Origin of the sequence: Caldimonas mangrovi, from assembly GCF_023721835.1 — a bacterium.
GTDB lineage: Bacteria > Pseudomonadota > Gammaproteobacteria > Burkholderiales > Burkholderiaceae_C > Caldimonas > Caldimonas mangrovi.
Genome location: NZ_JAMKFE010000016.1, coordinates 1 through 20,731, shown reverse-complemented (window position 1 = coordinate 20,731; position 20,731 = coordinate 1). Strand labels below are relative to the sequence as shown.

At 66.1% G+C, this 20,731-nt stretch carries 18 protein-coding genes and 1 pseudogene; 12 read left to right on the top strand and 7 right to left on the bottom strand.

The genetic code is table 11. The features are described 5' to 3' along the window. Positions 1–79 precede the first annotated feature (79 nt). The 7 genes from M8A51_RS21195 to M8A51_RS21165 all read left to right on the top strand — a co-directional run bounded on the left by M8A51_RS21195 (position 80) and on the right by M8A51_RS21165 (position 8,654). A complete protein-coding gene (locus tag M8A51_RS21195; protein WP_251780535.1) occupies positions 80–1,678 on the top strand; it encodes an ABC transporter substrate-binding protein in 1,599 nt (532 codons plus the stop codon). 109 nt (positions 1,679–1,787) lie between these two features. Then, positions 1,788–2,771 carry an ABC transporter permease gene (locus tag M8A51_RS21190; RefSeq protein WP_251780534.1) on the top strand — a complete coding sequence of 328 codons (984 nt, stop codon included), beginning with the start codon at positions 1,788–1,790 and terminating at the stop codon, positions 2,769–2,771. A gap of 1 nt (position 2,772) precedes the next feature. Then, positions 2,773–3,978, top strand: a complete 1,206-nt coding sequence (locus M8A51_RS21185) for a M20 aminoacylase family protein (RefSeq protein WP_251780533.1) — start codon at positions 2,773–2,775, stop codon at positions 3,976–3,978. A gap of 105 nt (positions 3,979–4,083) precedes the next feature. Then, positions 4,084–5,652 carry an ABC transporter substrate-binding protein gene (locus M8A51_RS21180; RefSeq protein ID WP_251780532.1) on the top strand — a complete coding sequence of 523 codons (1,569 nt, stop codon included), beginning with the start codon at positions 4,084–4,086 and terminating at the stop codon, positions 5,650–5,652. A gap of 94 nt (positions 5,653–5,746) precedes the next feature. Beyond that, entirely contained in the window at positions 5,747–6,661 is a 915-nt protein-coding gene (locus M8A51_RS21175) for an ABC transporter permease (RefSeq protein ID WP_251780531.1), read from the top strand. A gap of 17 nt (positions 6,662–6,678) precedes the next feature. After that, positions 6,679–7,662, top strand: coding sequence for an ABC transporter ATP-binding protein (locus tag M8A51_RS21170; RefSeq protein WP_251780530.1), 984 nt, complete (start codon positions 6,679–6,681; stop codon positions 7,660–7,662). Next, complete coding sequence (locus M8A51_RS21165) at positions 7,659–8,654, top strand: ABC transporter ATP-binding protein (protein WP_251780529.1); 996 nt, start codon at positions 7,659–7,661, stop codon at positions 8,652–8,654. The genes M8A51_RS21170 and M8A51_RS21165 overlap by 4 nt, the downstream gene beginning before the upstream one ends. Here the strand turns inward: M8A51_RS21165 and ybeY are convergent. Both ybeY and M8A51_RS21155 read right to left on the bottom strand, forming a co-directional pair. Then, positions 8,651–9,103 (bottom strand): rRNA maturation RNase YbeY, encoded by a 453-nt coding sequence (gene ybeY / locus M8A51_RS21160; RefSeq protein WP_251780528.1) that lies wholly within the window; start codon positions 9,101–9,103, stop codon positions 8,651–8,653. The genes M8A51_RS21165 and ybeY overlap by 4 nt on opposite strands. Beyond that, positions 9,100–10,059: a PhoH family protein gene (locus tag M8A51_RS21155; protein ID WP_251780527.1), complete on the bottom strand. Its 960-nt coding sequence runs from the start codon at positions 10,057–10,059 to the stop codon at positions 9,100–9,102. Before M8A51_RS21155 ends, ybeY begins: the two co-directional genes overlap by 4 nt. Positions 10,060–10,144: 85 nt before the next feature. Between M8A51_RS21155 and M8A51_RS21150 the strand changes: the two genes are divergently transcribed. The 4 genes from M8A51_RS21150 (at position 10,145) to ruvB (ending at position 14,471) form a co-directional block, all read left to right on the top strand. Then, positions 10,145–12,010 carry a sensor histidine kinase gene (locus tag M8A51_RS21150; RefSeq protein WP_251780526.1) on the top strand — a complete coding sequence of 622 codons (1,866 nt, stop codon included), beginning with the start codon at positions 10,145–10,147 and terminating at the stop codon, positions 12,008–12,010. Between the two features lie 120 nt (positions 12,011–12,130). Continuing rightward, positions 12,131–12,796, top strand: a complete 666-nt coding sequence (locus M8A51_RS21145) for a response regulator (RefSeq protein ID WP_251780525.1) — start codon at positions 12,131–12,133, stop codon at positions 12,794–12,796. Positions 12,797–12,823: 27 nt separating this feature from the next. Then, positions 12,824–13,396, top strand: a complete 573-nt coding sequence (ruvA, locus tag M8A51_RS21140; protein WP_251780524.1) for a Holliday junction branch migration protein RuvA — start codon at positions 12,824–12,826, stop codon at positions 13,394–13,396. Between the two features lie 7 nt (positions 13,397–13,403). Then, positions 13,404–14,471, top strand: a complete 1,068-nt coding sequence (ruvB, locus tag M8A51_RS21135; RefSeq protein WP_251780523.1) for a Holliday junction branch migration DNA helicase RuvB — start codon at positions 13,404–13,406, stop codon at positions 14,469–14,471. 54 nt (positions 14,472–14,525) lie between these two features. Here ruvB and M8A51_RS21130 read toward each other — a convergent pair. From M8A51_RS21130 to M8A51_RS21110, 5 genes and pseudogenes are all read right to left on the bottom strand, one after another. Next, positions 14,526–15,605, bottom strand: a pseudogene (locus M8A51_RS21130) (sterol desaturase family protein); the annotation flags it as partial. Between the two features lie 109 nt (positions 15,606–15,714). Then, complete coding sequence (locus M8A51_RS21125; protein WP_251780522.1) at positions 15,715–16,386, bottom strand: histidine phosphatase family protein; 672 nt, start codon at positions 16,384–16,386, stop codon at positions 15,715–15,717. A 69-nt stretch (positions 16,387–16,455) separates the two neighbouring features. After that, positions 16,456–17,082: a YbhB/YbcL family Raf kinase inhibitor-like protein gene (locus M8A51_RS21120; RefSeq protein WP_251780521.1), complete on the bottom strand. Its 627-nt coding sequence runs from the start codon at positions 17,080–17,082 to the stop codon at positions 16,456–16,458. A gap of 31 nt (positions 17,083–17,113) precedes the next feature. Beyond that, the gene (locus tag M8A51_RS21115) at positions 17,114–17,437 is read right to left on the bottom strand and encodes a DUF1840 domain-containing protein (RefSeq protein WP_251780520.1); all 324 of its coding nucleotides are present in this window, start codon (positions 17,435–17,437) and stop codon (positions 17,114–17,116) included. Positions 17,438–17,439: 2 nt separating this feature from the next. Next, positions 17,440–18,675, bottom strand: coding sequence for a class I SAM-dependent methyltransferase (locus M8A51_RS21110; protein WP_251780519.1), 1,236 nt, complete (start codon positions 18,673–18,675; stop codon positions 17,440–17,442). Between the two features lie 155 nt (positions 18,676–18,830). On the opposite strand from M8A51_RS21110, the gene ptsP reads away from it, so the two are divergent. Further along, positions 18,831–20,606, top strand: a complete 1,776-nt coding sequence (gene ptsP, locus M8A51_RS21105) for a phosphoenolpyruvate--protein phosphotransferase (RefSeq protein ID WP_251780518.1) — start codon at positions 18,831–18,833, stop codon at positions 20,604–20,606. The last annotated feature ends 125 nt before the right edge of the window (positions 20,607–20,731 follow it).

The following is a 20,731-nucleotide window of genomic DNA, read 5'->3' as shown; positions in this document are numbered from 1 at the left end:
GGACACCCCAGGGCTTCCCCCTTTGACGAGTGGCAAGCGATTTGCTGAAGATTGAGCTTTCAATATTCAGGATTCCTCCATGGTGCATCGCAAGTCCTTTGCGGCGGGCGTCGCTTCGACCCTGGCCGCTGCAGCCCTGTGTTCGGTCGCGTTGCCGGCCGCAGTCCAAGCCAAGTCGTTCAAGTGGTCGAGCTCGAGCGACATTCCGACCTGGGACATCCACTCCCAGAACAATGCGCTCGCCAACGGCATCCACGCCTCCGTCTACGAGTCGCTGTTCTATTACGACCGCAAGTTCCAACTGGAACCCGTGCTCGCGACCGGCCACCAGCAGGTCAGCCCCACCCAGGTGCGCGTCACCTTGCGCCGCGGCGTGAAGTTCCATGACGGAGCGGACTTCAACGCCGACGACGCGGTGTTCTCGCTGAACCGCGCGATGGACAAGTCGTCGAACTTCGGCGTGTACACACAAGGCATCGACAAGGTCGAGAAGGTCGATGACTACACCATCGACATCTTCACCAAAGGCCCTAACCCGGTGCTGCTGCGCCAGCTGACCGAGCTGCGCATGATGGACAAGGGCTGGGCCGAGAAGAATCGCTCCACCACACCCAAGGACATCAAGACCCCGGAAGAAAACTTCGCCCACCGCAACGCCAACGGCACCGGCCCCTTCATGCTCAAGAGCTGGGACCAGGACGTGAAGATGGTGCTGGTGCGCAACCCCGGCTGGTGGGGCAAGATGGACAGCAACCTCACCGAGATCGTCTACAGCCCGATCAAGTCCGAGGCCACGCGCATGGCCGCGCTGTTGTCCGGTGAAGTCGACATGGTGCTCGACCCCGCGCCGTCCGACATGGCGCGCATGCGCCACAACCCCGCGCTGAAGGTGGTGGACGGTGTCGAGAACCGCACCATCTTCTTCGGCATGGACCAGTTCCGCGACGAACTGCCTGGCTCGAACGTGAAGGGCAAGAACCCGCTGAAGGACGTGCGCGTGCGCAAGGCGCTGTACCAGGCCATCGACGTCAACGCGATCCAGAAGACCATCATGCGAGGCATGAGCCAGCCGACCGGTACGCTGATCGCGCCGCAGGTCAACGGCTGGACCAAGCGCGCCGACCAGCGCTACGCCTACGACGTGAGCGCGGCCAAGAAGCTGCTCGCCGAGGCGGGCTACCCCAACGGCTTCGAGGTCGATTTCGCGTGCCCGAACAACCGCTACATCAGTGACGAGCCGATCTGCCAGGCGGTGACCGCAATGTGGGCCCGCATTGGCGTGAAGGCCAGGCTGCGCACGCTGCCGCTGGTGACGTACTTCCCGATGATCCAGCGCTACGAGGCCAGCATCTACATGCTGGGCTGGGGCGTGCCGACCTTCGACGCGTTGTATTCGCTGCAGTCGCTGGTGCGCTCGGTCGGTGCGCAGGGTGACGGCAACTACAACGTCGGGCGCTACAGCAACCCGCAAATGGACGCGCTGGTCGAGCGCATCAAGAAGGAAGTCGACCAGACTAACCGCAACCAGTTGATCGAGCAGGCACTGCTGTTGTCGCATCAGGATGTCTCGCACATCCCGCTGCACAATCAGGTGATCCCGTGGGCGATGAAGAAGAACATCGAGCTGTACCACCGCGCCGACAACCGCATCGACATGCGCGCCGTCAAGGTCAACTGACCGAGCCGTTCGCGACCCTTCGCCTTGCCTGCCCTACCCGGGCGGCAAGGCATGTATTCACGCAGTGCCGCAGGCGACCCCTTGGCGCTGTAGTCAACCAAGACTGTCCATGCTGGTTTTCATACTTCGCCGCCTCGCGCAGGCCGTCATCGTCATGCTGACGGTGGCTTTCATCGCGTTCATGCTGTTCCAGTTCGTCGGCGACCCTGTCACGAATCTGCTGGGGCAGGACGCGACGCCCGAAGAGCGTGCCCGCATGCGTTCCGATCTCGGCCTCGACCAGCCGTTCTTCGTGCAGTTCGGCCATTTCGTCGGCAATGCGGTGCAGGGCGAGTTCGGCCTCAGCCTGCGCCAGGGGCGCAAGGTCTCGTCGCTGATCGTCGAGCGCTTCCCGGCAACTCTGGAGCTGTCGCTGACGGCGGCTGTGCTTGCGCTGGTCGTCGGCATTCCGATGGGGGTGTATGCCGCGCTACGGCGCGGCAGCTTCCTGTCGCAGGTGCTGTTGACGATCTCGTTGCTCGGCGTGTCGCTGCCGACCTTCCTGATCGGCATCCTGCTGATCCTGGTGTTCTCGGTCACGCTCGGTTGGCTGCCGAGCTTCGGGCGCGGCGAGACGGTGACGCTCGGCCTCTGGAGCACCGGCTTCCTGACGCTGGACGGCTGGAAGCACCTGGTGCTGCCGTCGATCACGCTGGCGATCTTCCAGCTCACGTTGATCATGCGATTGGTGCGCGCCGAAATGCTGGAGGTGCTGCGCACCGACTACATCAAGTTCGCCCGGGCGCGCGGCCTGTCGGACCGTGCCGTGCATTTCGGCCACGCGCTGAAAAACACGCTGGTGCCGGTGATCACGATCACCGGCCTGCAGCTGGGGTCGCTGATCGCGTTCGCCATCATCACCGAGACGGTGTTCCAATGGCCCGGCATGGGGCTGCTGTTCATCCAGGCGGTGACGTTCGCCGACATCCCGGTGATGGCCGCCTACCTCTGCCTGATCGCGCTGATCTTCGTGCTGATCAACCTGGTGGTCGACCTGCTGTATTTCCAGGTTGATCCGCGGCTGCGGATCAGCAACGCCGCCGGAGCCCACTGACATGCGGCCCATCTCGCAAGGCGTGTTCACGCACATCGCCGGCTTCCACCCGGAGCTCACCGCCTTCCGGCGCGACCTGCACGCCCACCCCGAGCTCGGCTTCGAGGAGGTGCGCACCGCCAGCCGGGTCGTCGAGGCCTTGAAGCTCACGCGGGTCGACGAGATCCACACCGGCATCGCGAAGACGGGCGTGGTGGGCGTCATCCATGGACAAAGCCGCGTCTCGGGCCGCAGCATCGGGCTGCGCGCGGACATGGACGCGCTGCCGATGCGCGAGGAGAACGACTTCGCGTGGCGTTCGGGCAAGACCGGCCTGATGCACAGCTGCGGCCACGACGGCCACACGACCATGCTGATCGGCGCGGCGCGCTACCTCGCCGAGACGCGTCGCTTCGACGGCACCGTCTACCTGGTGTTCCAGCCCGGCGAGGAAGGCTTTGCCGGTGCGAAGGCCATGATCGACGATGGCCTGTTCGAGCGCTTCCCGGCGCAGTCGGTCTATGCCATGCACAACTGGCCGCACCTCACGGCGGGCCAGGTCGGCGTGGCCCCGGGACCGATGATGGCGGCCGCCGACCGGATCGAAATCACCGTGACCGGCAAGGGCGGGCACGGCGCGCACCCGCATCTGGCGGTCGATCCGGTGCTGGTGGGGGCGCACATCGTCGTCGCCGCGCAAAGCCTGGTCTCGCGCAACGTCAGCGCCTTCGACAACGCGGTCGTCAGCCTGTGTGCGGTGCAGGGCGGCGACGTCGGGGCGATGAGCGTGATTCCGCGCCAAGCCAGGTTGGTCGGCACCGTGCGCACTTTTCGCCCGCAGGTGCAGGACCTGATCGAGGAGCGTCTCGGCCGTCTGGTGGAGTCCATAGCGGTCGGGTTCGGGGCGTCCGCGGCGCTCGACTACAAGCGAGTCTATCCGGCCACCGTCAACTCGCGGGCCGAGGCCCTCTTCGCGGCTGACGTGGCCGAATCGCTGCTGGGCACCGAGCGCGTGGTGCGCGACCTGCCGCCGAGCATGGGGGCGGAGGATTTCTCGTTCATGCTGCAGGTCAAGCCCGGCGCCTATCTGCGCATCGGACAGGGCCGGGATGCCAACGATCCCGGCTGCTTTCTGCACAGCAGTCGCTACGACTTCAACGACGAGATCCTGCCGCTCGGCTCCGCGCTGTTCGCGTCTCTCGCCGAAAAGGCCATGCCCTTGCCATGAACGCAAGTGCGGCAGACCCACTATCGGCCCTGGCCGCCGCCGGCGACCATGGGGCCTGCAGGTTCACCCAGTCCTGACCTCGTTCGCTTACCCAGGAGGATCCCCATGAAGCTACAACCCACTCTGCTGGCGCTTGCGCTGGCGCTGGCCTGCGGCCTTGCAGCCGCGAAGACCGTGCGCATCGCCAACCAGGGCGACGCGCAGTCGATGGACCCGCACTCGCTCAACGAGTCGATGCAACTGAGCTTCACCGGCAACGTGTACGAGCCGCTGGTGGCGCGCGACAAGAAGCTCGCGCTGGTGCCCGGCCTGGCGACCAGCTGGAAGCAGACCTCGCCCACCGTGTGGCGCTTCGAGTTGCGCCGCGGCGTCAAATTCCACGATGGCACACCGTTCGGCGCCGACGACGTGGTGTTCTCGTTCAAGCGGGTCGCCGGCGAGGGTTCGGACATGAAGAGCTACGTTTCTTCGGTCAAGGACGTGCGCAAGGTCGATGACCACACCGTCGAGATCGAGACCGTCACGCCTTTCCCCATCCTGCCGGACGTGCTGACGTTGGTCTACATGATGAGCAAGAAGTGGTGCGAGGAGAACAAGGCCGAGCTGCCGGTCGACCGGCGCAAGGGCATCGAGAACGCCGCGAGCTTTCGCGCCAACGGTACCGGCCCGTTCCGGCTGAAGGAGCGCCAGCCGACCACCCGCACCGTGCTCGTGCGCAACGCCGGCTACTGGGACAAAGTCGAGAGCAACGTCGACGAGGTCGTGTTCACGCCGATCGGCAACGACGCGACGCGTGTCGCGGCGCTGCTGTCCGGCGAGGTCGACGTGATGGAGCCGGTGCCGCTGCAGGACGTGCAGCGCCTGCGCTCGAGTTCCGACATCAAGCTGCTGCAGGGGCCGGAGCTGCGCACCATCTTCCTCGGGATGGACCAGAAGCGCGACGAACTGCTGTTCTCCAGCGTCAAGGGCAAGAACCCCTTCAAGGACAAGCGGGTGCGCCAGGCCTTCTACCAGGCCATCGACATCGAGACCATCAAGACGCGCGTGATGCGCGGCGCCGCGACACCGACCGGCCTGATGATCGCGCCGGGCATCAAGGGTTTCCCGGGCGAGTTGAACAAGCGTCTGCCGTACGATCCCGAGGCGGCGAAGAAGCTCCTGGCCGAGGCCGGCTATGCCAACGGCTTCGAGGTGAGCATGAACTGCCCCAATGACCGCTATGTCAACGACGGCGACATCTGCCAGGCGGTCGCGGCCAACCTGGCGCGCATCGGCGTCAAGATCAACCTGCAGGCCGAGACCAAGGTCACCTACTTCCCCAAGATCCTCAGTCGCAACACCAGCTTCTACATGCTGGGCTGGACACCCGGCACCTACGACTCCCACAACGCGCTCAACGCGCTGATGGCCACGCCCACCGACAAGGGCCAGGGCCAGTTCAACCTGGGCTCCTACAGCAACGCCAAGCTCGACGAGCTGACGTTGAAGATCCAGTCCGAGACCGACCAGGCCCGGCGCAACGAGATGATCCGCGAGGCCTTCAAGATCCACCAAGACGACGTCGGCCACATTCCGCTGCACCAGCAGGCGCTGGCGTGGGCCACGAAGAAGAACGTCGAGCTGGTGCAACTGCCCGACAACTTCATGTTCTACAAGTGGATCGTCGTCAAATGACGGCACGGGCCGGTGGCGCGGTCTGCCGCCGGTCCACCGTGTCCGATGCCGGCCTCTCGGCGAGCCGGTGCCCCTGTCTCAACAGCGCTCTTCGATGACCACCACTGCATTGCAACGCTTCTTCGGCGGCGACGTCTGGTACAGCTTTCGCACGTCGCCGGTCGCCATCCTGGCCGCCGTGATGGCTTTCGTCTGCATCTTCGCCGCCGTGTTCGCCGGCTGGGTCGCCCCGCACAACCCGTTCGACCTCGCGACGCTCGAACTCGGCGACGCCCGGTTGCCGCCCGCGTGGATGGACGAGGGCAGTTCCAAATACCTGCTCGGCACCGACGGCCAGGGTCGGGACATACTCTCCGCGTTGATGTACGGCGCGCGCATCTCGCTGTTCGTCGGTTTCGCGTCGGTCGCGCTGTCGATGCTGATCGGCGTCAGCCTCGGGTTGCTGGCCGGCTTCCTCGGCGGCCGTCTCGATGCGCTGCTGATGCGCGTGTGCGACGTGATGCTGTCGTTTCCCGCAATCCTGATCGCGCTGCTGATCGACGGCGTCGGCCGTGCGATGTTCCCCGACGCGCACGAGACGCTGGCCTTCGCGGTGCTCATCCTTGCGATCACGCTGACCAAATGGGTCGACTACGCCCGCACCGTTCGCGGCTCCACCATGGTCGAGCGCAACAAGGACTATGTGCAGGCCGCGCGCGTGATCGGCGTCAGCCCCTTGCGCATCATGCGCAAACATGTGCTGCCCAACGTGATGGGCCCGGTGCTGGTGCTGTCGACGATCCAGGTCGCGCAGGCCATCATCATCGAGGCCACGTTGTCCTTCCTGGGCGTGGGCGCGCCACCCACCTCGCCGTCGCTCGGCACCCTGATCCGCGTCGGCAACGACTTCCTGTTCAGCGGCGAGTGGTGGATCACCGTCTTCCCCGGTGTGATGCTGGTGCTGATCGCGCTCAGCGTGAACCTGCTCGGCGACTGGCTGCGCGACGCGCTCAACCCGCGCCTGCGCTGACGAAGAAAGCTGTCACGATGACTTCTCCCCTGTTGCAAGTGAAGAACCTGCGTGTCGAGTTTCCGACACGCCATGGCACGCTGGTCGCCCTCGACGACGTGTCCTTCGACATCTCGGCCGGCGAAATCCTTGGCGTCGTCGGCGAATCGGGCGCCGGCAAGTCGCTCACCGGCGCATCCATCATCGGCCTGCTCGAGCCGCCCGGCCGGGTGGCGGGCGGGCAGATCGTGCTCGAAGGCCAGCGCATCGACAACCTGCCGTACGACGCGATGCGTCGCGTGCGCGGCCGCCGAATCGGTGCCATCTTCCAGGACCCGCTGACCTCGCTGAACCCGCTGTACACCGTCGGGAGGCAACTGATCGAGACCATCCAGACGCATTTGCCGCTCGGCCATGCCGAAGCGCGCCAGCGTGCCATTCAACTGCTGAAGGACACCGGCATTCCGGCGGCCGAGGCACGCGTCGACCACTACCCCCATCAGTTCTCGGGCGGCATGCGCCAACGGGTCGTGATCGCCTTGGCGTTGGCGGCCGAGCCGCAACTGATCGTCGCCGACGAGCCCACCACCGCACTCGACGTGTCGATCCAGGCGCAGATCATTTCTCTGCTCAAGCGCCTGTGCAAGGACAAGGGAGCCGCGGTGATGCTGGTGACGCACGACATGGGCGTGATCGCCGAAACGTGCGACCGGGTTGCTGTGATGTACGCCGGCCGCATCGCCGAGATCGGTCCGGTGCACGACGTGATTCACTCGGCGGCGCATCCTTACACCGCCGGCCTGATGGGTTCGATCCCGTCGATCGAGGACGACCGTGCAAGGCTGGCGCAGATCGAAGGGTCGATGCCGCGCCTGAACGCCATTCCGCCGGGCTGTGCCTTCAATCCCCGCTGCCCGCACGCTTTCGACCGTTGCCGCAGCGAGCGGCCCGACCTTCTCGACGCCGGTCGTACGCGCGCCGCGTGCTGGCTGCATGCCGAACCGATCCGGAGGGCTGCATGACCGCGCCGCTCGTGCAGGTGAACGATCTTGCCAAGACCTTCGACGTCTCGGCGCCCTGGCTCAACCGCGTCGTCGAGCGCAAGCCGCGGCAGTTCGTGCATGCCGTCGACGGCGTCAGCTTCTCGATCGAGCGCGGCAAGACGCTGGCATTGGTCGGCGAGTCGGGTTGCGGCAAGAGCACCGTCGCGCGGTTGCTGGTAGGGCTGTACACCCCCAGTCGCGGCGACGTCGTGTTCGAAGGTCGGCCGACGGCGGCCGTGCTCGCGTCACGAGAGGGTCGCGGCCTGCGCCGGCGCATGCAGATGATCTTCCAGGACCCGTATGCCAGCCTGAACCCGCGCTGGAAGGTGCTGGACATCGTCGGCGAGCCGTTGCGCGAGCACGGCCTGCTGAACGACACCGCGGCGCTGCGGCAGCGGGTGGGCGAGCTGTTGCAGTCGGTGGGACTCTCCGCTGCCGACGTCGAGAAATTCCCGCACCAGTTCTCCGGCGGGCAGCGCCAGCGCATCTCGATCGCGCGGGCGCTGGCGACGCAGCCCGAGTTCCTGGTCTGTGACGAGCCCACCTCGGCGCTCGACGTGTCGGTGCAGGCGCAGGTGCTCAACATCATGAAGGACCTGCAGCGCGAGCGCGGGCTGACCTACCTGTTCATCTCGCACAACCTCGCGGTCGTGCACCATGTGGCCGACGATGTGGGCGTGATGTACCTGGGCCGGCTGGTCGAGGTGGCGCCCAAGCGCGAGCTGTTCGATCGGCCGCAGCACCCGTACACGCGCATGCTGCTCGACGCGATCCCCGACATCCACATGACGGGTCGCGCGCGCACGCCGGTGCAGGGCGAGGTACCGAACCCGCTGAACCCACCCAGCGGCTGCGCATTCCACCCGCGCTGCCCGTACGCCAACGAGCGCTGCTCACGCGAACGGCCGGTGCTGCTGGAACTGCGCGGCGTGAAGGTGGCCTGCCACGCGGTGGAGGAGGGCCGGATCTAGCGCGAATAGGGATCCGGGAAGCCGAGCGAGAGCATCACCGCGCTCTCGCGCGCCTCCATCACCTCGGCCTCGTCCTCTTCCTCGTGGTCATAGCCTTGCGCGTGCAGCGTTCCGTGCACCAGCAGATGGGCGTAGTGCGCCTCGAGCGTCTTGCCCTCGTCACGCGCCTCGCGCTCGACCACCGGCGCGCACAGGATCAGGTCGGCCACGACGACCGGCTCATGTGCATAGTCGAAGGTCAACACGTTCGTCGCGTAGTCCTTGTGCCTGTAGTCGCGGTTCAGCGCCTGGCCTTCGTCGGCATCGACGATGCGCACCGTGATCTCGGCCGGCACTTCCAGTGCCGCGCGCATCCAGCGCATTGCCTTGTGGCGCGCCAGATGACCACGGTGCCTGGCGTCGGCGAACTGCAGCGACAACCGCAGGGTCGGTCGAACAGGGCGGGTCATGTGTCGGTGGTCTTCTTGGCGGCGTCGTAGGCCTCGACGATGCGCGCGACCAGCGGGTGCCGCACCACGTCGGCGGCCGTGAAGCGTGTCATCGCGATGCCGCGCACGCGCTTCAGGATGCGTTCGGCCTCTATCAGCCCGCTTTTCTGGCCCTTCGGCAGGTCGATCTGGCTCACGTCACCCGTCACGACCGCCTTGCTGCCGAAGCCGATGCGAGTGAGGAACATCTTCATCTGTTCCGGCGTCGTGTTCTGCGCCTCGTCGAGGATTACGAAAGCATGATTCAGCGTGCGCCCGCGCATGAAGGCCAGCGGTGCGATCTCCAGCGTCCCCTTCTCGAACGCCTTGGTCACGCGGTCGAACCCCATCAGGTCGTACAGCGCGTCATACAGCGGGCGCAGGTAGGGGTCGACCTTCTGCGCCAGGTCGCCGGGCAGAAAGCCCAGGCGCTCGCCGGCTTCCACGGCCGGACGCGTCAGGATGATGCGCTGCACCGCGCTGCGTTCCAGCGCGTCGACCGCGCAGGCCACCGCCAGAAAGGTCTTGCCGGTACCTGCCGGGCCGATGCCGAAGGTGATGTCATGGCCGAGGATATTGCGCAGGTAGCTGGCCTGGTTGGGCGTGCGTCCTTGCAGGTCGGTGCGGCGGGTGCGCAGAACCAGTTCGTCGTCGTCGCCCTTGGACGCCCCGACGTCGTCGGCCTGTACCGCCTCGACCAGCGCCAGCTGGAACTCGTCGGCCGGGATCGGCTTGCGCGCCCGGTCGTACAACGACTGCAGCAGGGCCACCGCACGTTCCGCGGGTTTCCTCGCGCCCTCGATGCGGAAGGACTCGTTGCGACGCGTGATGCTGACGTCGAAGGCCGCTTCGATGCTGCGCAGGTGCTCATCGAGCGTCCCGCACAGGTGGGCCAGGCGGGCGTTGTTGAGGGGAATGAAGGCGTGGCGAAGGATCACGTAGCAGCTACTTTGGGGCCCGGCCGGGGTGGCGGGCAACGGGGCAGATTGTCCCTCGCGGGCGGCTCCAGCAGAATCCACTTCCATGAGTCCCTTGTTGCCGATGCGGGGTTTGCACCGCAGTGGGTTGTTTTTTTGCCTCGCCGCCCTGGGGCTCATGCTGTTGCTGGCCGGTGCCGCGGGCTCTGCCACCGCGGCCGAGATCGAGTTGCGCGAGGCGGTGGTCGTCGAGGAACAGGCTTTCGACGGGCCGGTGCAGGCGGTCCACCAGCAAGTCGGCCTGCCGGACGACTGGGCGGAGACCCGCCCCGGTTTCGAGGGCACCGTCTCCTACCGCGTCGAGTTCGACGTCGCTGCGCCGTCGCAGGACCTGCTGGCGCTGTACGTCGAGCGCGCCTGTACCAATCTGGAGGTACGACTCAACGGCGAGTTGCTCGCACGCGACGGCCGCATGCGCCCCCCCATCACCCGCAACTGCTACCGCCCCCACCTGATCGTGCTGCCGACCACCTTGCTGCGCCCCAGCGGCAACCGGCTGGAGATCAAGGTGGCCGGCCACACCTTGCAGCGGGTGGCGGCACGCCAGCGTGCGGGCGGGCTGTCAGAGCTGGTGATCGCGCCGCAGGCACAGCTGCTGCAGCATTACGAAAGCCAGCTGTTCTGGAACGTCACGATGGCCCAGGTCCTGGGCATCACCATCGTCGTTCTCGGGTTGTTCATGCTCGGGCTCGCCTGGGCCCGGCGCAGCGAATCCGCCTACCTGTACTTCGGGCTGCTGCTGGTCGGCTGGGCGATCATCGCGTCGCGCCTGTGGGCACGTCACATTCCGATCGAACACCACCTCGGCGAAGTGCTGTTGACCTGCCTGATGGCCCCCGTGATCGCCTGCGCGGTGCTGTTCTTGCAGCGCTACGGGGGGCACCGGTATCGCTGGGTCGATGCGACGATGCTGTCGCAGTGCCTGCTCGTGCCGGCCAGCATCGCGCTCTTGCCGCAGGAGGACTTCTTCGCCGTGGCCACGGTCTGGTCCACCCTCTATCTTGTCGAGGTCTCGTGGGCTGCGGTCTACTACCTGCGCCACGTGTGGCGTGAACGACGCTCCGAGTTCTGGATCATGAGCGGCGCACTCATGGTCATGATGCTGCTTGCAACGGTCGAAACGATGGTGCAGCACGGCTGGGTGGATCTGCCGCGCGTACACCTGATCCATTTCGCGATGCCGCTGCTGTTCTTCGCCGTGGGTCTGCGTCTGGTGCAGCAGTTCGTGCAAGCGCTGCAGGCGGCCGAAACGGCGCGCGTCAACCTGGAGCAGCGCATCCTCGAGAAGACCGCGGAGATCGAGCGCAGCTACTCCGACCTGGCCGAGGCACGCATCGAGCAAGTCGCCGAGGCGGAGCGCAAGCGCATCGCCGGAGATCTGCACGACGACCTGGGTGCGAAGCTGCTGACCATCGTGCACACCAGCGGCGACGAGCGCATCTCCACGCTGGCACGCGAGGCACTCGAGGAAATGCGGCTGTCGGTGCGTGGCCTGACCGGCAAGCCCGTCAAGATCGCCGATGCGCTCGCGGACTGGCGCGCCGAGGTGGTCTCGCGTCTGGGCCAGGCGGCGGTGCAGATCGATTGGACGACGGCCCACGAGAACGACGAGCGCCACCTCTCGGCACGGGCCTACGTGCAGACCACCCGCATCCTGCGCGAGGCCATCAGCAACATCATCAAGCACAGCGGCGCCAGCGCCTGCACGATACGCTGCGTCATCGACACCACCGATTTCAACCTGGTGATTCAGGACAACGGCCGCGGCATCCCGCTCGAACTCGACGGCAAGCTCGACCGCGGCCACGGCATGGCGAGCATGAAGCGGCGCGCCAAGCAGTTGGCCGGGCAGTGCCTGGTCGAGTCGGGGCCGGGGTACGGCACGGTGATCCGGCTGACGTTGCCGCTGTGAAGCCGGGTACCCGGGAGTCCCTTTCCCCCATCGGGACGATGGGGCGCGCCGTTTCACACTGGTACCATCGACGTCACCTGTTCCTCCCTGCGGGAGCGGGCATTCAAGCCCGCGCTGACGATGCACATCCTTCTGCTCGAAGACCTTCCTGAAATCCGCCAGTGGCTCAAGACCTTGGTGATGCAGGTCTTTCCTGCAGCTCGTGTCTCGGAAAGCGCGCGTGTCCACGATGCCCTGGAGCAGATCACCGCCTTGCGGTTCGACCTGGCGTTGATCGATCTCGGTCTGCCCGACGGCTCCGGTGTCGAGGTGGTGGCGGCGCTGCGCGAGTCCCAGCCGGATGCGCAGTCGGTGGTCGTCACCATCCACGACGACGATGATCACCTGTTTCCCGCGCTGCAGGCGGGCGCCTTCGGCTACCTGCTGAAAGAGCAGGCCAAGGACCAACTGGCCGAGCAATTGCAGCGCATCACGCAGGGCGAGCCGCCGCTGTCGCCGTCGATCGCCCGCCGCGTGATCGCGTATTTCGCGTCACAGGCCCGTACTCAGCCGGCTGAGGCCCAACCGCTGCTGCCGACCGTTTCGCTCACCGAGCGCGAGAACGAGGTGCTGCTGCGTGTCGCCAAGGGCTTCACGCTGCCCGAGATCGGCGTCCAGCTCGGTCTGTCGCGTCACACGATCGCCGACTACGTCAAACAGATTTATCGCAAGCTCAACGTTTCTTCCCGTGCGGAAGCCGCGCTCGAGGCACAACGTCTCGGCCTGTTCCGCAAATCGCCTCGTTGACGGGCCGCGCGCCCCGATAATCGCCCGATGATCGGTCGTCTGACGGGCGTGATCGCGGAGAAGGCCCCTCCGCTGGTGTTGATGGATGTCAACGGTGTCGGCTATGAAGTCGACGTGCCGATGAGCACCTTCTACAACCTCCCCAACCTGGGCGAGCGCGTCACGCTGCTCACTCACTTCGTCGTGCGCGAGGACGCGCAGATCCTGTTCGGCTTCGGCACGCCGGCTGAGCGCGAGACCTTCCGCCTGCTGGTCCGTATCTCCGGCGTCGGCCCCCGCACTGCGCTGGCCATCCTGTCGGGCATGAGCGTCGGCGACCTGGCCCAGGCGGTCAGCCTCCAGGAGGCCGGCCGCCTCGTGAAGGTGCCCGGCATCGGCAAGAAGACCGCCGAGCGGTTGCTGCTGGAATTGAAGGGCAAGTTGGGCGCCGACATCGCCCAGCCGTCGACGGTGGTCAGCGACGCGCATGCCGACGTGCTGCAGGCTTTGGTGGCATTGGGCTACAGCGACAAGGAGGCGGCAGCTGCGTTGAAGGCGCTGCCGGCTGAGGTCGGCGTGAGCGAAGGCATCAAGCTGGCGCTGAAGGCGCTCGCCAGGTGAGCAGGCAATGAGCATCCAGACGGACGACTTCACCCCGCCGCCACGCCAGCGCGTGGTCTCGGCCGCGCCCAGCTCGCCGAACGAGGAAGCCATCGAGCGTGCGCTGCGGCCCAAGGGCCTGCAGGAATACGTCGGCCAGGCCAAGGCGCGCGAGCAGCTCGAGATCTTCATCGGCGCTGCCCGCAAGCGCGGCGAGGCGCTCGACCACGTGCTGCTGTTCGGCCCGCCCGGCCTCGGCAAGACCACGCTGAGCCACATCATTGCCCACGAGCTGGGTGTCAACCTGCGCCAGACCTCCGGCCCGGTGCTCGAAAAACCGAAAGATCTCGCCGCACTGCTGACCAACCTCGAGCGCAACGACGTGCTTTTCATCGACGAGATCCACCGGCTCAGCCCGGTCGTCGAGGAAATCCTCTATCCCGCGCTCGAGGACTACCAGATCGACATCATGATCGGTGAGGGGCCGGCCGCGCGCTCGATCAAGCTCGACCTGCAGCCCTTCACGCTGGTCGGCGCCACCACCCGCGCCGGCATGCTGACCAACCCGCTGCGCGACCGCTTCGGCATCGTCGCCCGGCTGGAGTTCTATACCGCTGACGAGCTGTCCCGCATCGTCACGCGCTCTGCCAGGCTGCTCGGCGCACCGGTCGACGCCGCCGGCGCGCTCGAAATCGCACGCCGGTCGCGCGGCACGCCGCGCATCGCGAATCGCCTGCTGCGCCGCGTGCGCGATTACGCTGAAGTCAAGGCCGACGGCCGGATCACCAAGGGCATCGCCGACAAGGCGCTCGCGATGCTGGATGTCGACCCGCAAGGCTTCGACGTGATGGACCGCAAGCTGCTCGACGCAGTGATCCACAAGTTCGACGGTGGCCCGGTCGGGCTCGACAACCTCGCCGCAGCCATCGGCGAGGAGCGCGACACCATCGAAGACGTGATCGAGCCCTACCTGATCCAGCAGGGCTATTTGCAGCGCACACCGCGCGGGCGCATTGCGACGCTGGCGGCCTACCGCCACCTCGGCGTCACGCCGCCAGGGCGCATGGACGCTGCCGGCGACCTGTTCCAGGAATAGGGTGCGGGCGACTCAGCGCCCGGTCGACACGCCGGCTGCGGCCGACGCCTGAGAAGCAGACGCGGGCGCGGAGGCCCCCGTGCTGATGAGCCCCACCGCCCACAGCCCGGCCACGATGCCCAGTGCCGAGCCGGTCAGCGCGCCGAACGACAGCGTATGCGCGGTCCACAGGAACCATGAGGTCGCCCCCAGCAGCAGCACAAACAGCACGACGGCTGCTCCTTGCGCACCCCGGCTCATCGGGGGGTCGTAGCGCGTCACCTGAGCGATGTCGAACGCCGGCTTCGGGTAGCGGGCAGCGACGTCGGCGGGCCGCCAGCCGGGCGGCTTGATCCATACGAGCAGCTTGTCAGCCCAGCGTTCGGCATGCCAGCTGTCCTTTGCCAGTTCCCAGTAGACCTGCAGGTTCGCCCACACCGGGTTCCAGCTACGCAGCGGCCCACGTGTGCCGTACACGCAGGGGTCGCGGTCGTCCTCTTCCTCGAAGGTGCCGAACAGGCGATCCCACAGGATCAGGATGCCGCCGTAGTTCTTGTCGATGTACTTGTCGTTCACCGCATGGTGCACGCGGTGGTTGCTCGGCGAGCAGAACACACGGTCGAACCCGCCGAGCCGGCCGATCTGCTGCGTGTGCACCCAATATTGATACAGCAGGTCGATCAGCGCGACCACCGCGAACACCAGCGGCGGCACGCCCAGCACGGCCATCGGCAGGTAGAAGATCCAGCTGCCGATCCAGCCGGTGCTGGTCTGGCGCAGTGCGGTCGAGAGGTTGTAGTCCTCGCTCTGGTGATGCACCACGTGCGCGGCCCAGAACAGCGCCGACTCGTGCCCCAGGCGATGGTTCCAGTAGTAGAAGAAGTCGTACAGGATCAGCGCGCCCCCCCAAACCCACCAGGCGTCGGCCGGCAACTGCCACAGCGCTGCCTGCTGGTGGACGACGGTATAGATGCCCACCGTCATCAGCTTCGTGAACACGCCGGCCAATTGGCTCATGATGCCCAGCCCGATGCTGTTCATCGCATCGTTCAGCCGGTAGGTGTTGCGCCCGCGCACGATGCCGACCGCGTATTCGATCGCGATCAGCAGCAAAAACACGGGGGTGGCGAGAACGATGACTTGGGCGCCTTCCATGACGGCATGTCCTCCGAGTCGGGCAGGCCCTCAGTTTTGCACGATCGTTCGCTTTTTTGCAGTCGGAGAATCCTAGGGGCTGCACCGATTGCGGCCGGCGCCGAGGCGCTCAGGCGGCGCGGCCGATCCGGTCGCCATCGGACGATTCGTCCAGCACGTCCGTCGCAAGGTGCCCGGTATCCGACCAGCCGACGAGGATGAAACCCTCCCCGGTGAACAGCAGCCGATTGATGCTTGCGTTACCCAGCTGCCAGGTGCGCGGCGCCTGCAGGTCGACCCGCGAGGCGGCCCGGTACAGGCAGTCCAGCACGCCGCCGTGCGCGACCATCGCGATGGTCTGCCCCGGGTGCCTCTGTGCCAGCGTGGTGGCGGTGTCGACCACCCGCGCATAGAAGCCGGCCAGCGTCTCGCCACCCGCCGGCCCGAAAGAGGGGTCGCGCTTGCGCCACCGCAGTGCGTCGTCCGGCCACCGCGCCTCGATCTCCTTGAAGGTCAGCCCTTGGAAATCGCCGAAGCCTCGCTCGCGCAGGCCGGCGTCGGTGTGCACTGCAATGCCGACCGCCTGGCCCAGCGCGAGAGCGGTTTCATGCGCACGCGACAGATCGCTGGAGTAGATCGCATGGATGGTCTCGTCGGCCAATGCCGCCCCCATGCGCTGTGCCTGCCAGCGGCCGGTGTCGTTCAGCGGAATGTCCAGGTGGCCCTGGATGCGCGTGTCGACATTCCAGGCGGTTTCGCCATGGCGCACGACGAAGAGACGGGTGGCATCGGGGTGGGGCATCGGCAGGCAGAAGGCAGGGGACGGCCTGCCATTGTCGCTGCTGCTGCCTTTCGTCGCCCGCCTGAGGGTTCAAGCCAGGCGCCGGTTGAGCGTGTAGGTGCCGGTAAAGCTCGCCTCGCCCAGCACATGCCCGGCTATCGCTTCACGCACCTGCGCGCCGGTGAACGAGCCTTCGACCGGGCAATGCTCGATGTCGAGCGCATACAGCGTGAAGATGTAACGATGCTCCCGAGCATCGTTGAACGGCGGGAAGGGGCCGTCGTAGCCGAAGTACTGCCCGCCCAGGTCGTCGTTGCCGGCAAACCAGCCCGTGTAGTCGTTCAGTCCGTGCCGTGCGCCGCGCAGCGTCGCCGGTCCGCTCTTGCCGCGAGGCGTGAATTCGCGACTGAACTCGCCTTCGCCGATCTCGCGCAGCGAAGCCGGCAGGTCCACCATCGCCCAATGGAAGAAGTCGACGCGTGGCAACTCGGCCGGGACCTCTCGGTCCGGCTGGTTGACATCGTCGCCGCGACTCGGCACGTCGGGGTCGTGGCAGATCAGCGCAAAGGACCGTGCGCCTTGCGGTACGTCCGACCAAGTCAGATGCGGGTTCACGTTGTCCGAAAAGGTCACGCCGCCCTGGCCGTCAGTTTGACCTGCCGCATAGCGAGCGGGAATGCGCTGGCCTTCGCGCCAGCTGTTGCTCGAGAGTTTCATCCGCGTCTCCAGTGTGCAAGAGGATGTGGGGTCACACGCCCCAGACGATGTCCTTGCCCGCTGCATGCGCGCGCCGCATCATCTCGATCAGGGGCCATGCGCGCTGCCGCAGCGTGACCGTCTCGCGCGGCGACAGCGTCCGGCCTTCGGCCTGCGCCTCTTCCTCCGCACGCTTGCGCTCGGCCTCCTCGTCGAGGATCGCCTTCTCCAGCGCGGCGATCGCCGCCGGCATGTCGGCGGGCAGGATGATGCCCTTCGGCGCGGGCTCCTTGCCGATCAACTGCACGATGTGGTCGCCGGCCGGTCCCGTCATGATCACGTCACCGGCCGCCTTCGACTTGAACTTGTAGAGCATGTTCAGCGGTAGATATAGCTGCGATTGAATGGAAAGTCCGATTGTGCGCCCCGCATGAGCCCATCCTCTTCGCGTCCCGACGGCCGTGCGGCAAGCAGTTGAAACAGCGAGATCCAACCGCGCTCGAAACTCATCGCACACCCCGCCAGGTAGATTCGATACGCCCTGACCGTGCGCTCGTTGGTCAACGCGCGTGCGGTGTCCAGGTGTTGTTCCAGCCCGTCTGACCAGGCCCACAGCGTGCGGGCGTAATGGGGGCGCAGGTTTTCGGCGTCGAGCAGTTCCAGCCCGCCTTCCGACAGGCTTTCTGTGACACGCGCGACATGCAGCAACTCGCCCCCCGGGAAGATGTATTTCTCGATGAAGTCGCCCATGCCACCTCCCAACTGGCTGTTGCGCAGGCCACCAGCCGTGATGCCGTGATTCATCACCAGGCCACCCGGGCGCAACAGCTGCCGGATCTTCGCGAAGTACGAGACCATGTTCGCCCGGCCCACATGTTCGAACATCCCGATCGAAGCGATGCGGTCGTAAGGCTGGTCTTCTGGCAGGTCGCGGTAGTCGAGCAGATGCATCTGCACCCTGCCGGCAAGGCCGCGCTGTTCGATCAGGCGGTTGACATGTGCATGCTGGTTCTTGGAGAGGGTGATGCCGATTGCCTCGACGCCATAGTGTTCCGCCGCCCACAGCAGCAGCCCGCCCCAACCGGCTCCGAGGTCGAGGAAGCGCTGCCCGGGTGCCAGACGCAGCTTGCGGCAGATGTGATCGAGTTTGGCTTCCTGCGCCTGGGCCAACGTCATTTCCGCATCGCGGAAGTAGGCGCAGGAGTACACGCGGCGCGGGTCAAGCCAGAGCGCATAGAAGTCGTCCGAGACGTCGTAGTGAAACTCGATCTGACGCGCGTCGCGATCCCTGCTGTGCCGCAGCAACGAGTGCAGTTGCCCAGCCCACCGTTGCCACGGCGAAGTCGCATCGTCTCGTACCGGGTCTCCCACCAGCCGCGCGGCCACGGCCATCACCTGGCGCATGCCGCCTTCGATGTCGACCTGCCCCTTGACGTAGGCGTCGGCCAGATCGCCGATCTGCCCGCTCGCGAGTGCACCCAGCCAGCGCGACTCGTTCAACTTGAGCCGTACGTCGGCGTTCGGGGTGCCTGCGCGCCCGCCGGGCCACTCCAGCGCCACGCTGCACGGCAGCGCCGCAAGGCGCTGTTCGATCAGGCCAGACCATCCCTGCATCGTCTTCCCCTTCCGGCGGGTACTGCGGATACAACTGATGCCCGAAGTCTCCGGTATTGCCGGTACCCGTGCAAGCGGCTGGGAAGCGGCCCGGCGAGCGAAAACACGTCGAAAGTCCCAGGCCGTTCCGGGCTGACCCGCGCTAGCATTCCGGCATGACACTCCAGGTTTTCGGTCTGCCCGTCGCGCGCGGGGTCGCCATTGGCAAGGCGGTCCTGGTCGCATCCAGCCGCGTCGATGTCGCCCACTATTTCATCAATGCCGACCAGATCGAGGCCGAGATCGGCCGTGTGCGCCAGGCGCGCAACACGGTGGCCGACGAGCTTTCGACTCTCAAGCGCGAGATGCCTGACGATGCTCCGCCAGAACTGTCCGCACTGCTCGACGTGCACCTGATGCTGCTGCATGACGAATCGCTGACCGGCGCCACCAAGCAATGGATCCGGGAGCGCCACTACAACGCCGAGTGGGCGCTGTCCGCGCAGCTCGAAGTGCTGGCGCGCCAGTTCGACGAGATGGACGACGACTACCTGCGCGAGCGCAAGGCGGACGTGGAGCAGGTGGTCGAGCGTCTGTTGCGCGCACTCGCGCGCGGCGAAAGTTCTGCGCTTGCACCTGCTGCCGGGAAGGTCGTGGAGGATTGGGGAGGCGAGGAACCGCTGGTGCTGATCGCCAACGACATTGCTCCAGCGGACATGCTCCAGTTCAAGCAGAGCGTGTTCAAGGGCTTCGTCACCGACGTGGGCGGCAAGACCTCGCACACCGCGATCGTTGCTCGCAGCATGGACATTCCGGCCATCGTCGGCGCGCGTGAAGCAAGTCGGCTGATCCGCCAGGATGACTGGGTCATCATCGATGGCGACGCGGGTGTGGTGATCGTCGACCCGTCGCCGATCGTGCTGGAGGAGTACCGTTTCCGCCAGCGGCAAAGCGAGCTAGAACGCGAACGTCTGGCGCGCCTGCGGCATACACCGGCCATCACGCTGGATGGCGAGCAAGTCGAGCTGCTCGCCAACATCGAGTTGCCGCAAGATGCGCCCGCGGCACTTCAAGCGGGAGCCGTCGGCGTCGGATTGTTCCGCAGCGAGTTCCTGTTCATGAACCGGGAAGGCGAGCTGCCGGGGGAGGACGAGCAGTTCGAGGCTTACCGGGCTGCCGTGCAGGCGATGCAAGGGCTGCCGGTGACGATCCGCACGGTGGACATAGGCGCCGACAAGTCGCTCGAGCGACTGTCACTGAGCGAACTGCGCCACGAACACACGCTCAATCCAGCGCTCGGGCTGCGCGCCATCCGGTGGAGCCTGTCGGAGCCCAGCATGTTCCGCATGCAGCTGCGTGCGATCCTGCGCGCCAGCGTGTTCGGAAAGGTGCGCCTGCTGATTCCAATGCTCGCTCATGCCGGCGAGATCCGCCAGACCTTCGAAATCATCGCGCGCGCCAAGCAGCAGTTGCGCGATGCCGGTACGCCGTTCCTCGACGTGGAAGTGGGCGCAATGATCGAAGTGCCGGCTGCCGCACTGATGATCCCCTTGTTCTTGCGCTACTTCGATTTCGTTTCGGTCGGCACCAACGATCTGATCCAGTACACGCTGGCGATCGACCGTGCTGACGAGAGCGTGTCATATCTCTACGATCCGTGGCACCCGGCGGTGCTGCGGCTTATCGCCGGCACGATCGCCGAAGCACGCGGTGCCAGCAAGGGCGTCAGTGTCTGCGGCGAGATGGCCGGTGACCCCGCGTTCACGCCGCTGCTGCTGGCGATGGGCCTGCGCAGTTTCTCGATGCATCCGTCACAGATCGCGTCCGTCAAGCAGCGCATCCTTCGCTCCGACACGTCCAAGCTCGCACTGCATGTCGCCCAGACGCTCGGCAGCGACGACCCCCAGGCTAGTTTCCGCAAGCTGGCCGGCGATGCAGGCCAAATCCACTGACCTGCTTGCGCCTTTCTTTTTTTCTGTGCTACAGTCACTGTCTTCGCTGAACGCGGTGCTGGTTTCGAAAAGAGGCGGGTGCCGAAAGCGGGAGGCGAAGAAAAAAGAGCTGAGTGCTTGACAGG